The organism is Streptomyces sp. NPDC048612, assembly GCF_043199295.1.
In the GTDB taxonomy this organism is placed as follows: Bacteria; Actinomycetota; Actinomycetes; order Streptomycetales; family Streptomycetaceae; genus Streptomyces.
Genome location: NZ_JBICVV010000015.1, coordinates 178497 through 191037 on the forward strand (window position 1 = coordinate 178497; position 12541 = coordinate 191037).

Here is a 12541-nt window from a genome sequence, read left to right on the forward strand (position 1 = left end):
GCACCGGGGTGAACGCGCGGCCGGGCGCCCGGCAGGGCCTGTTCCGGCCCGCCGGGCGTGGTCTGGTGTGGGGGAGCGGCGAGGCGCACTATCGGGCATTGTGTGTGCTACGTACACCTATCGCACCGGTCACAACGTGAACCAGTAGGTCGCAGCCCCTTACGTGTCGGCGCCTCGCGCTCTAGTCTGATCACTGCTCAAAGGTTACTCGCGAGTCACCAGCAACGAAGCGGGCCCCGGAGGACGCCGTGACGGACACCCACACGCTGATCGAAAACCGGCCGCCCTCGGTGGCACACCTCTTCCTGGAGCGGGTAGCGGCCACGCCCGACAACGAGGCCTATCGCTATCCGGTCCCGCCTGCCTCGGGCCAGGGGCCGGACGACTGGAAGGCGATCAGCTGGGCCGGTGCCGCGGAGCGGGTCCACGCCGTGGCCGCCGGGCTCATCGCGCTCGGCGTCCACCCCGAGGAGCGGGTGGCGCTGGCCTCGAACACCCGCGTCGAGTGGATTCTCGCCGACCTCGGTGTGCTCTGCTCCGGCGCCGCCACCACCACGGTCTACCCCAGCACCAACACCGAGGAGACCGCCTACATCCTGGCCGACTCCGGCAGCCGGGTGCTGATCGCGGAGGACGCCGGGCAGCTCGCCAAGGTCCGCGAGCGGCGGGCGGAGCTGCCCGAGCTGGCGCATGTCGTCGTCATCGACGAGGCGGGCGGGGCGCCCGCCGAGGGCGACCCGGACGGCTGGGTGCTCACCCTCGCCGAGCTGGAGAAGCGGGGCACCGCCTATCTGGAGGAGCACCCGGAGTGCGTCCAGGAACGGATCGCCGCACTGCGCGCCGACCAGCTGGCGACGCTCATCTACACCTCCGGGACCACCGGCCGTCCCAAGGGCGTCCGGCTGCCGCACGACTGCTGGTCGTACATGGCCCGCGCGATCCAGTCGACGGGCCTGGTCCATGAGGAGGACGTGCAGTACCTCTGGCTGCCGCTGGCGCATGTCTTCGGCAAGGTGCTCACCGCCGGCCAGATCGCGACCGGCCAGGTGATCGCCGTGGACGGCCGGGTCGACAAGATCATCGAGAATCTGCCGGTCGTCCGGCCGACCTACATGGCGGCCGTGCCGCGGATCTTCGAGAAGGTCTACAACGGTGTCGCGGCCAAGGCCCGGGAGGGCGGCGGCGCCAAGTACAAGATCTTCCAGTGGGCGGCCGGGGTGGCCCGCGAGTACGCCAAGGTCTCGCAGGACAACTTCCGCCGCACCGGCAGCACCTCCGTGCCGTTCGCGCTCGCCGCCAAGCACAAGGTCGCCGACGCCCTCGTGTACGCCAAGCTGCGGGAGGCGTTCGGCGGCCGGCTGCGCGCCGCGGTCTCCGGTTCGGCCGCGCTCTCGCCGGAGATCGGCTACTTCTTCTCCGGCGCCGGCATCCACATCCTGGAGGGCTACGGCCTCACGGAGTCCAGCGCCGCCAGCTTCGTCAACCCCGGCGAGGCCTACCGCACCGGAACGGTCGGCAAGCCGCTGCCCGGCACCGAGGTGCGGATCGCCGAGGACGGCGAGATCCTGCTGCGCGGCCCCGGCATCATGCAGGGCTACCACGGCCTGCCCGACAAGACCGCCGAGGTCCTGGAGGAGGACGGCTGGTTCCACACCGGCGACATCGGCGAGCTCTCCCCGGACGGCTATCTGCGGATCACCGACCGCAAGAAGGACCTGATCAAGACCTCGGGCGGCAAGTACATCGCGCCGGCCGAGGTGGAGGGCCAGTTCAAGGCGGTCTGTCCGTTCGTCTCCAATGTGCTGGTGCACGGCGCCAACCGGAACTTCTGCACCGCGCTGATCGCCCTCGACGAGCCGACGATCATGACCTGGGCGGCGGAGCACGGCCTGGGCGGCAAGCAGTACGCCGAGGTCGTCGCCACCGACCAGGTCCGCGAGCTGATCGACGGCTACGTCGAGCGGGTCAACGAGGGGCTCCAGCGCTGGCAGCAGATCCGCAAGTTCCGGCTGCTGCCGCGTGACCTGGACATCGAGCACGGCGAGGTCACCCCCAGCCTCAAGATCAAGCGGCCGGTGGTGGAGCGGACGTTCAAGGACCTGCTCGACGAGATGTACGCGGGGGCGCGCGAGTCGTAGCGGTACGGCGCGGTGGCGCGGGACGGGTCGGCGGGCCCGCCCCGCGCCACCGCGTCCGTACGGGTGGGTCCGGGCCGCCGCGGGAACCTCCGCGGCGGCCCTTGCCCGTCCCCGCGGGGTTCCCCGGGCCCGCTCTCCGCACCTCGGCCAACTCCCGCGCGGCGTCAGCCGAATTGGTGGCCGCGACCATGTACTTCTGTGACTCGGCGCTTATGTCCGCGCTCGTTCTGTCACTCTGTCGTTGGCGCATCCGGCGCTGTAGCGGAGCTGCTCGGGAGTTACTCAATGAGGACGACCACTTCGTCTCCACGGGACGACGACGTCACGGCGGCGCGCACGACGAGGACGGACGGGTTCCCCGGCGGGCCCGCGGCCCAGGCCGCCGCCCGCTCCCGTCGGGCCAGCCTGCCCGGTGACCCGCAGGCCGCTGCCGCCGCCCGGCGCTTCGTCCGGGCCACCTTCGCCGACTGGTCCGGCCGCCGGCTGACCGGCGCCGAGGGCCTCACCGACCGGCTCGCGGACGAAGCCGAGCTGCTGGTCAGCGAGCTGGTGACGAACGCCGTCGTGCACGCGGGCACCACCGTCGAGCTGCGCTGCCGACTGGACCCGGCGGCCGGGCGGGACGGGGAGCCGGAGCCGTACCGGAGCCGGGCCGCGGAGCCGTACGAGACGCCGCACCGGGACGCCGGAGCCGGCCCGGAAGCCGGTGCCGACGACCTGTCCGGCCCCGGCGTCGTCATCGAGGTCTCCGACCACCACCCCACCCAGCCCGTCCGCGCCCGCGCGGAGAGCGCCGCGTCCGAGAACGGCGGGCACGGGCTCCAGCTGATCAGCGCGGTCGCCGAGTCCTGGGGTGTCACCTACCGCCGGGCCATGAAGACCGTGTGGTTCCGGCTGCCCGTGCGGGACGGCGGCTGGCCCGAGCCGGACTTCACCCTCGACAACCAGCTGCTGCCGCGTGCGCTGCGGGCCGCCGAACTCCTCGCCCCGGCCCCGCGCCGCGCCGCCAAGCCGGAAACGGGCACCGGCCGGGCCGACAACGGCGCCCTCTCCTTCCTCGCCGAGGCCTCCGACCTGCTCTCCGGCCAGCTCGACGCCGACCAGGTCGCCGCGCTCGCCGCCCAGTTGATCGTGCCCCGGCTCGCCGAGTGGTGTGCGGTGTGGCTGTCCGACGGCGACGGCGGCGCACCCGGCCGGGGCCTCGCCCAGGGCGCCGACGAGCAGCGGCTCGCCGGCGTCTGGCACACCAGCGAGAGCCGGATCGACCCGCTGCGCACCGCGCTGGAGAAGCAGCCGCCGGAACCCCCGGGCGGCGCCACCTCGGGCAGCGCTCCCGGGGTCGCCCCCTGGCCCTGGCCGTACGAACCGGGCGGCCACGGCCCCGGCGGCGCCGCACTGGCCTGCCCCCTGGTCGCCGGCGGCCGGCGGCTGGGCACCCTGCTGCTCGGCCGGGGCGGACTGCCGCACTTCCCCGACGAGGCGGTCGCGCTGATCGAGGACCTGTGCCGCCGGGTCGCCCGCGCCGTCGCCACCGCCCGCGCCTACAGCCGCCAGGAGCGCATCAGCCAGGTCCTCCAGCGCCGGCTGCTGCCCCAGGGACGGGCGCAGGTACCCGGGGTGGAGTCCGCTGTGGTCTACGAGCCGCGCGAGGGCGCCTGGGCGGGCGGCGACTTCTGGGACCTCTTCGAGGCCGGGGACGGCCGCTGGTGCTTCGCGCTCGGGGACGTCTGCGGCAGCGGCCCCGAGGCGGCCGCAGTGACCGGGCTGGCCCGGCCGGTGCTGCGGCTGCTGGCCCGCGACGGCTTCGGCGTCGCGGCGGTGCTCGACCGGCTCAACAAGACCATGGCGCGGGAGGCCGCGGACTCGGTCGCGGCGGTCGCGGCGGCGGTGGCCGCGGCCGGAGCCGGCGCCGAGGCGCCCGTCGAGATCCGCGAGGAGGGCGAACAGGCCCGCTTCCTGTCCCTGCTCTACGGCGAGATCGTCCCCTACCCCGGTGGCCGCGGCGGCGCCCGCTGCACCCTCGCCAGCGCCGGCCACCCGCTGCCGCTGGTGCTCGGCACGGACGGCGCGGTCCGGGTCGTCGCGGCGCCGCAGATGCTGCTGGGGGTGGTCGAGGACGCGGCGTACGTCAGTGAATCGTTTGACCTCTGCCCGGGGGAGACGCTGCTGTGCGTCACCGACGGGGTGACCGAGCGGCGCTCGGGGCGGCGGCTCTTCGACGACGAGGACGGACTGGCCACCGCCCTCGCCGCGGGCGCCGGCCTGGGCGCCACCGCCCTCGCCGACCACATCCGCAGCACCGTCCACGCCTTCGGCCCCACCCCGCCCGACGACGACCTGGCCCTGCTCGTCCTCCAGGCGTCGGAGCCCGGGGTGTCCTGAGGCACAGCGGCACCGGACCGGCACCGCCCCGCCATGACGGACAATGGTTCCCATGCCTTCCGCACTGCCCGATGGTGAGCCGATGCCCGAGGACGGGGCACTGCCCGGTCATACGCCGGCCGGTGCCGCCGGACGACCCCTCGGCTTCTATCTGCACGTGCCGTACTGCGCGACCCGCTGCGGCTACTGCGACTTCAACACCTACACCGCGAGCGAGCTGCGCGGCTCCGGCGGCGCCCTGGCCTCCCGCGACAACTACGCCGACACCGTCGTGGACGAGATCCGGCTGGCCCGCAAGGTGCTCGGCGACGACCCGCGCCCGGTCGAGACGGTCTTCGTCGGCGGCGGCACCCCGACCCTGCTGCCCGCCGCCGACCTCGGCAGGATGCTGGCCGCGATCCGCGAGGAGTTCGGCCTCGCACCGGGCGCGGAGATCACCACCGAGGCCAACCCGGAGTCCGTCGGCCCCCGCTACCTCGACGAGCTGCTCGCGGGCGGCTTCAACCGCGTCTCCTTCGGCATGCAGAGCGCCCGGCAGCACGTCCTGAAGATCCTCGACCGTACGCACACCCCCGGCCGCCCCGAGGCCTGTGTCGCCGAGGCCCGCGCGGCCGGCTTCGACCACGTCAACCTCGACCTGATCTACGGCACCCCCGGCGAGACCGACGACGACTGGCGCGCCTCCCTGGACGCCGCGCTCGGCGCCGGCCCCGACCATGTCTCCGCCTACGCCCTGATCGTCGAGGAGGGCACCCAGCTGGCCCGCCGCATCCGCCGCGGCGAGGTCCCGATGACCGACGACGACGTGCACGCCGACCGCTACCTCATCGCCGAGGAGCGCCTCGCCGCGGCCGGCTTCACCTGGTACGAGGTCTCCAACTGGGCCACCACCGGGGCCGCCCGCTGCCGCCACAACGAGCTGTACTGGACCGGCGCCGACTGGTGGGGCGCCGGCCCCGGCGCGCACAGCCACGTCGGCGGCGTCCGCTGGTGGAACGTCAAGCACCCCGGCGCCTACGCCCAGGCCCTCGCCGAGGGCCGCTCCCCGGGCGCCGGCCGGGAACTCCTCTCGGCCGAGGACCGCCGCGTCGAGCGCATCCTCCTGGAGCTGCGCCTGGCGGACGGCTGCCCGCTGGACATCCTGGCCCCGGCGGGGGCACGGGCGGCGGCGCGGGCGCTGGCCGACGGCCTGCTGGAGGCCGGCCCGTACGAGCGTGGCCGGGCCGTGCTGACGCTCCGCGGACGGCTGCTGGCGGACGCGGTGGTGCGGGATCTGGTGGACTGATCACGTGCTGTCCTCGAACGAGTGAACCGATGCGACGGGCCTGCGGCCCCGCCTAGGCTGTTCCTGGCCTGTGCCGTATAAACGGCGACGGGAAACGGAGGCCACGGAGATGACCGCTGTGGATGAACGCCGGATGACGGAGCTCTTCGAGAACCTTGAGGTTCCCGAGGGCGTCAAGATCGAGCTCCTCCGGGGGAACATCGTGATGATGGCGGGGCCGGACGTGGTCCATAACGACATCGTGGAAGCTGTCTCCGACCAGTTTCCGCGGAAGAAGTGGCGGCGCCTGCAAACCCAGGATGTCGCGCTTCATCAAGAGTCCAGTGAGCCCCAGCCGGATCTCGTACTGGTGGAGCGTGGAACCGGACCGGACTCCGGGCGGATGATGCCGCCCGAGGTGATCAAGATGGTCGTCGAGGTTGTCTCCAAGACCAGCGTTGATCACGACTACGTCATCAAGCGTTCGATCTACGCGGCGAGCAGGCTTCCGATCTACCTGATCATCGACCCTCTTGTGGCTCACTGCGTCCTGCTCACCGGGCCCACCGGCACGGGGGAGAACGCCGACTACCGATCGCAGTCGATCCATAAATTCGGCGATCCTGTGCCGTTGGATCAGCTCGATGCTGTACTCGACACCACCGAATTCGGCACCCTCCCCAACGTCAGGCCACATCGCCGGCCGTGACGAAGTCGATCAGCTCCTCCACCCTCCCCAGCAGCGCCGGCTCCAGGTCCTTGTAGGAGCGCACGCACGACAGGATGCGCTGCCAGGCGGCGCCGGTGTTCTCCGGCCAGCCCAGCGCCCGGCACACGCCCGTCTTCCAGTCCTGGCCGTGCGGGACGGCCGGCCAGGCCGGGATGCCGACCGAGGACGGCTTCACGGCCTCCCAGATGTCGATGTACGGGTGGCCCACCACCAGCGCGTGGTCACCGGTCACCCCGGCCGCGATCCGGGACTCCTTCGAGCCGGGCACGAGATGGTCGACGAGGACGCCGAGGCGGGCGTCCGGGCCGGGGGAGAAGCCGCGGACGATCGCGGGCAGGTCGTCGACGCCCTCCAGGTACTCCACGACGACGCCCTCGATGCGCAGGTCGTCGCCCCACACCCGCTCCACCAGCTCGGCGTCGTGCCGGCCCTCCACGTAGATGCGCCCGGCGCGGGCGACCCGCGCGCGGGCGCCGGGCACGGCGACGGAGCCCGAGGCCGTGCGTGCGGGGCGGCTCGGCGCCGGCGTGCCCTGGGGGCGTACGAGGGTGACCACCTTGCCCTCCAGGAGGAAGCCGCGCGGCTCCATGGGAAAGACACGGTGCTTGCCGAAGCGGTCCTCCAGGGTGACCGTCGGACCCTGCGCGGTCTTCTCGCAGCGGATCACCGCACCACAGAAGCCCGAGGTGACCTCTTCGACGACCAGATCGGGATCGGCGGGAACCTCGGGCGCGGGGCGCTGCTTCTTCCAGGGCGGGGTGAGGTCGGGGCTGTAGCGCTTGCTCTGCATGGGGGCCTGTCTGTGGGTGGCGGGCGGATCAGGAGGGGGCGACGCCGAAGCGGGCGGCGAGGGCGTCCCGTTGGGCGCGGACGAAGCGGGCGTCCACCACGGCGCCGTGGCCGGGAACGTACCGGGCGTCCTCGCCGCCGAGGGACAGCAGCCGGTCCAGCGCGCCGGGCCAGCGCTGCGGCAGCGCGTCCGGGCCTGCCTGGGGCTCGCCGGACTCCTCGACCAGGTCGCCGCAGAAGACGATCTCCGGGGACCCGCCCCGGCCGGGCACCAGGACCGCCAGGTCGTGCGCGGAGTGGCCCGGCCCGACGTTGGCGAGCAGCACCTGCCGGTCGCCGAGCTCGACGGTCAGCTGGTCGTGGACGTGGTGGTGCGGGGCGACCAGCAGATCGGCGGCCTCGGCGGCGGCGTCCCGGTCGACGCCGTGCCGGATCGCGTCGTGCCGCAGCTCGTCCTTGCCGCGGCGCAGCAGGTCGCCCAGCCCGGCCGCGCCGAAGACCTCGACGCCCGCGAAGGCGGCGGTGCCCAGGACATGATCGAAGTGGGGGTGGGTGAGCGCGACATGCGTCACGTCGCGGCCCAGCACACCGCGGATCGCCCGCCGCAGATCCGCACCGTCGCGCAGGGTCGCGCCGGTGTCGACGATCATGACGCCGGTGGTCCCCGCGATCACGCCGATCGTCTCGTCCCAGCCCGGCATCCGGCGTCTGGCGACACCGTCACCGAGCTGTTCCCAACGGGCCTCTTCCCAAGCAGTGCGCATACCGAGACGCTAGCGCCATCGCGATAGCGTTGCCCGACAGATCGCCCGAACACGGTCACCGGGCGGGTGCTGTGTGCGGCCACCCTTGCCGGGTCCGTGCTACTCGGCCGTACACTGGCTCAAGGTCTGGCACTCGGCCCGTGTGAGTGCCAGGAGAGTCGAGACGGCGGACGGCCGGACTGGAGGTGCGCGGGATGCTCAGTGAACGCAGGCTCGAGGTGCTGCGCGCCATCGTCCAGGACTATGTCGGGACGGAGGAGCCGGTCGGCTCCAAGGCCCTGACCGAACGCCATCAGCTCGGTGTCTCCCCGGCCACCGTCCGCAACGACATGGCGGTCCTGGAGGACGAGGGGTTCATCGCCCAGCCGCACACCAGCGCCGGGCGTATCCCCACCGACAAGGGCTACCGCCTGTTCGTCGACAAGCTGGCCGGTGTGAAGCCGCTGTCCAGCCCGGAGCGGCGGGCGATCCAGAACTTCCTGGACGGCGCCGTCGACCTCGACGACGTGGTGGGCCGCACGGTCCGGCTGCTGGCGCAGCTGACCCGGCAGGTCGCGGTCGTGCAGTACCCGTCCCTGACCCGGTCCACGGTCCGGCACGTCGAGCTGCTGGCGCTGGCCCCGGCCCGGCTGATGCTGGTGCTGATCACGGACACCGGGCGGGTCGAGCAGCGGCTGATCGACTGCCAGGCACCGTTCGGCGAGACCTCCCTCGCGGACCTGCGGGCCCGGCTCAACAGCCGGGTGGTGGGGCGCCGGTTCGCGGATGTGCCGCGGTTGGTGCAGGATCTCCCGGAGTCCTTCGAGCAGGACGACCGCGGCACGGTCTCGACAGTGCTGTCGGTGTTGCTGGAGACTCTGGTGGAGGAGACCGAAGAGCGGCTGATGATCGGCGGCACCGCAAATCTCACGCGCTTCGGGCATGATTTCCCGCTGACCATCCGGCCGGTGCTGGAGGCGCTGGAAGAGCATGTGGTGATGCTCAAGCTGCTCGGGGAAGCCAATGACTCGGGCATGACCGTACGCATCGGGCATGAGAATGCCCACGAAGGCCTGGCGTCCACATCGGTCGTCACGGTCGGCTACGGTTCGGGCGACGAGGCAGTCGCCAAACTCGGCGTGGTCGGACCGACCCGCATGGACTACCCCGGAACGATGGGAGCGGTACGCGCAGTGGCACGTTACGTCGGACAAATCCTCGCGGAGTCGTAAGTGGCCACGGATTACTACTCGGTCCTCGGCATCGGACGCGACGCCTCGCAGGACCAGATCAAGAAGGCCTTCCGCCGGCTCGCGCGTGAGCTGCACCCGGACGTGAACCCGGACCCGAAGACCCAGGAGCGGTTCAAGGAGATCAACGCCGCTTACGAGGTGCTGTCGGACCCGCAGAAGAAGCAGGTCTACGACCTCGGCGGGGACCCGCTCTCGCAGGCCGGCGGCGGCCAGGGCGCGGGCGGCTTCGGCGCGGGCTTCGGCAACTTCTCCGACATCATGGACGCGTTCTTCGGCACCGCGTCGCAGCGCGGGCCGCGCTCGCGCACCCGCCGCGGCCAGGACGCCATGATCCGGCTCGACATCGAGCTGAACGAGGCGGCCTTCGGCACGACCAAGGACATCCAGGTCGACACCGCCGTCGTCTGTACGACGTGCAGCGGCGAGGGCGCGGCGCCGGGCACCTCGGCGCAGACCTGCGACATGTGCCGCGGCCGCGGTGAGGTCTCGCAGGTCACCCGGTCGTTCCTCGGCCAGGTCATGACCTCGCGGCCGTGCCCGCAGTGCCAGGGCTTCGGCACGGTCGTCCCGACGCCGTGCCACGAGTGCGCGGGCGACGGGCGCATCCGCTCCCGCCGCACCCTGACCGTCAAGATCCCGGCCGGTGTCGACAACGGCACCCGCATCCAGCTCGCGGGCGAGGGCGAGGTCGGCCCCGGTGGCGGCCCCGCCGGTGACCTCTACGTGGAGATCCACGAGGTCGCGCACTCGGTGTTCCAGCGCCGCGGCGACGATCTGCACTGCACGGTCACCATCCCGATGACGGCGGCAGCGCTGGGCACGAAGTGTCCGCTGGAGACGCTGGACGGGGTGGAGGAGATCGATGTCCGGCCCGGTACCCAGTCCGGCCAGTCGATCCCGCTGCACCAGCGCGGGGTGACCCATCTGCGCGGCGGCGGCCGGGGCGACCTCATCGTCCATGTCGAGGTGCAGACGCCTTCCAAGCTCGACGCCGAGCAGGAGGAGGTGCTGCGGCGGCTGGCCAAGCTGCGCGGCGAGGAGCGGCCCACGGGGCAGTTCCAGCCGGGACAGCAGGGGTTGTTCTCCCGTCTGAAGGACGCGTTCAACGGGCGATAGCCCAGGTCGGCCCGGGGGTGGCGGTACCTCCCCGGGCCCGCGCGGATGCCGCCGCCCCGGTGCGGGGCGGCGTGCCGGGCGTGACACGATGTGCTCATGCCCACCGCGCTGACCGATCTCTGCCGCTACCCGATCGTGCAGGCCCCGATGGCGGGAGGCGGCTCCGGACCCGAGCTGGCCGCCGCCGTCTGCGGCGCCGGCGGTCTCGGCTTCCTCGCCGCCGGCTACAAGACCGCCGACGGCATGTACCAGGAGATCAAACAGCTGCGGTCGCTGACCGACCGCCCCTTCGGCGTCAATCTCTTCATGCCGCAGCCCTCCCTGGCCGACGCCTCCGTCGTCGAGGTCTACCGCGAACAGCTCGCCGGCGAGGCCACCTGGTACGAGACCGAGCTCGGCGACACCGACGGGCCCATCGACGACGGCTACGAGGCCAAGCTCGCGATACTGCGGGAGGACCCGGTGCCGGTGGTGTCCTTCACCTTCGGCTGCCCCTCGCGCGCCGTCCTCGACGCGTTCGCCAAGGTCGGCACGTACACCGTCGTCACGGTCACCACCGCCGCCGAGGCGCAGGCCGCGCAGTGGTCGGGCGCCGACGCGGTCTGTGTGCAGGGCGTGGAGGCCGGCGGCCACCAGGGCACCCACCGGGACGATCCGCACGCGGACGGGACCGGCGCGGGGCTGGGGCTGCTGGCGGCGCTCGGCCAGATCCGGGAGGCCGTGCAGATCCCGGTGATCGCCGCGGGCGGGCTGATGCGCGGGGCACAGATCGCGGCGGTGCTGGCCGCCGGGGCGAGCATGGCGCAGCTGGGCACCGCCTTCCTCGCCACCCCCGAGTCGGGCGCCAACCCGCTGCACAAGCAGGCACTGACCAACCCCCTGTTCACCCATACAGAGTTGACCCGGGCGTTCTCCGGGCGCCCGGCCCGCGGGCTGGTGAACCGCTTCCTGCGCGAGCACGGCCCGTACGCACCGGCCGCCTACCCGGCCGTCCACTACCTCACCGCCACCGTCCGCAAGGCCGCCGCCAAGGCCGGCGACGCCCAGGGCATGAACCTGTGGGCGGGGCAGGGGCACCGGCTGGCGCGGGAGCTGCCCGCCGCGCAGCTGGTGGAGGTGCTGGCGGCCGAACTGGACGCCGCACGCGCCGCGGTGAACCTCCCCGCCACCGGAAACGGCTCATGACCGCGCCGGTCTTCCTCGTCGACTCGCTCGCGGGCGTACGGGCCGGCGGCACGCTGACCCTGGACGGGCCCGAGGGCCGGCACGCGGTCTCGGTGCGCCGGCTGCGGACCGGCGAGGAGGTCGTCCTGACGGACGGTCAGGGCAGCGGCGCGTACGGCACGGTCGCCGCCGTCGAGGGCAAGGACCGGCTCACCGTCGCGGTCACCGCACTGCGCACCGAGGAGCCGCCGCACCCCACGATCACCGTCGTCCAGGCGCTCCCCAAGGGCGACCGCGGGGAGCTGGCCGTCGAGACGATGACCGAGACCGGGGTGGACGCCATCGTGCCCTGGACGGCGGCGCGTTGTGTCACCCAGTGGAAGGGCGAGCGGGCCGCCAAGTCGCTGGGCAAATGGCGCGCGACCGCCCGCGAGGCGGGCAAGCAGTCACGCCGGCTGACCTTCCCCGAGGTCGCGGACCCGCTGACGACGAAGCAGGTGGCCGCGCTGCTCGCGGACGCCGACTTCGCGGCCGTCCTCCACGAGGAGGGCAGCACCCCGCTGGCCACCGCCGAACTCCCCACGGAGGGCCGGATCGTGCTCGTCGTCGGCCCGGAAGGCGGCGTCTCCCCGGAGGAGCTCACCGCCTTCGCCGAGGCCGGCGCCCGGCCCTACCGGCTGGGGACGACCGTCCTGCGCACCTCCACGGCGGGCACCGCGGCCACCGCGCTGCTGCTGGGGCGCACGGGGCGGTGGAGCTGAGCGGGTTCGCTGCGCTTTGGTTTCGGGCCCACGTTTTTGGCTTTCCCGCCGTGGGGGTTGCTCGCCGTTTCTTGCCCGCTTGCGCGGTGCCCCCGTCGTTGCGCCTGCGGCGGGCGGGTCCGCTGCGCGGGGCTGTCGGGGTGCGGTGACGGGCCTCCGCGGGTGGGGTGTGCCGGACTGCTTCGCTTTACGTCCGGCACA

The 12541-nt window shown here is 72.9% G+C and carries 10 protein-coding genes; 8 read left to right on the top strand and 2 right to left on the bottom strand.

What is annotated here, in order from left to right; translation table 11 throughout:
• The first annotated feature begins 248 nt into the window (after positions 1-248).
• The 4 genes from ACGFN2_RS23050 (at position 249) to ACGFN2_RS23065 (ending at position 6493) form a co-directional block, all read left to right on the top strand.
• Positions 249-2138, top strand: coding sequence for a long-chain fatty acid--CoA ligase (locus ACGFN2_RS23050; RefSeq protein WP_362606796.1), 1890 nt, complete (start codon positions 249-251; stop codon positions 2136-2138).
• A 285-nt stretch (positions 2139-2423) separates the two neighbouring features.
• Positions 2424-4520, top strand: coding sequence for a SpoIIE family protein phosphatase (locus tag ACGFN2_RS23055; protein WP_393363291.1), 2097 nt, complete (start codon positions 2424-2426; stop codon positions 4518-4520).
• 52 nt (positions 4521-4572) lie between these two features.
• Positions 4573-5805, top strand: coding sequence for a radical SAM family heme chaperone HemW (gene hemW, locus ACGFN2_RS23060; RefSeq protein WP_393363294.1), 1233 nt, complete (start codon positions 4573-4575; stop codon positions 5803-5805).
• 109 nt (positions 5806-5914) lie between these two features.
• The gene (locus tag ACGFN2_RS23065; RefSeq protein ID WP_362606787.1) at positions 5915-6493 is read left to right on the top strand and encodes a Uma2 family endonuclease; all 579 of its coding nucleotides are present in this window, start codon (positions 5915-5917) and stop codon (positions 6491-6493) included.
• On the opposite strand, the gene ACGFN2_RS23070 is transcribed toward ACGFN2_RS23065, so the two are convergent.
• Positions 6471-7304 carry a DUF3097 domain-containing protein gene (locus ACGFN2_RS23070; RefSeq protein WP_362606784.1) on the bottom strand — a complete coding sequence of 278 codons (834 nt, stop codon included), beginning with the start codon at positions 7302-7304 and terminating at the stop codon, positions 6471-6473. The genes ACGFN2_RS23065 and ACGFN2_RS23070 overlap by 23 nt on opposite strands.
• A gap of 28 nt (positions 7305-7332) precedes the next feature.
• Positions 7333-8067: an MBL fold metallo-hydrolase gene (locus ACGFN2_RS23075; protein ID WP_393363298.1), complete on the bottom strand. Its 735-nt coding sequence runs from the start codon at positions 8065-8067 to the stop codon at positions 7333-7335.
• 194 nt (positions 8068-8261) lie between these two features.
• On the opposite strand from ACGFN2_RS23075, the gene hrcA reads away from it, so the two are divergent.
• The 4 genes from hrcA to ACGFN2_RS23095 all read left to right on the top strand — a co-directional run bounded on the left by hrcA (position 8262) and on the right by ACGFN2_RS23095 (position 12340).
• The gene (hrcA, locus tag ACGFN2_RS23080; protein ID WP_362606781.1) at positions 8262-9278 is read left to right on the top strand and encodes a heat-inducible transcriptional repressor HrcA; all 1017 of its coding nucleotides are present in this window, start codon (positions 8262-8264) and stop codon (positions 9276-9278) included.
• Positions 9279-10415 (top strand): molecular chaperone DnaJ, encoded by a 1137-nt coding sequence (dnaJ, locus tag ACGFN2_RS23085; RefSeq protein WP_362606778.1) that lies wholly within the window; start codon positions 9279-9281, stop codon positions 10413-10415. It abuts the gene before it with no gap.
• A gap of 96 nt (positions 10416-10511) precedes the next feature.
• On the top strand, positions 10512-11600 hold the full coding sequence (locus ACGFN2_RS23090; RefSeq protein ID WP_362606776.1) for a nitronate monooxygenase: 1089 nt from the start codon (positions 10512-10514) through the stop codon (positions 11598-11600).
• Entirely contained in the window at positions 11597-12340 is a 744-nt protein-coding gene (locus ACGFN2_RS23095; RefSeq protein WP_393363303.1) for a 16S rRNA (uracil(1498)-N(3))-methyltransferase, read from the top strand. The genes ACGFN2_RS23090 and ACGFN2_RS23095 overlap by 4 nt, the downstream gene beginning before the upstream one ends.
• Positions 12341-12541 lie beyond the last annotated feature (201 nt).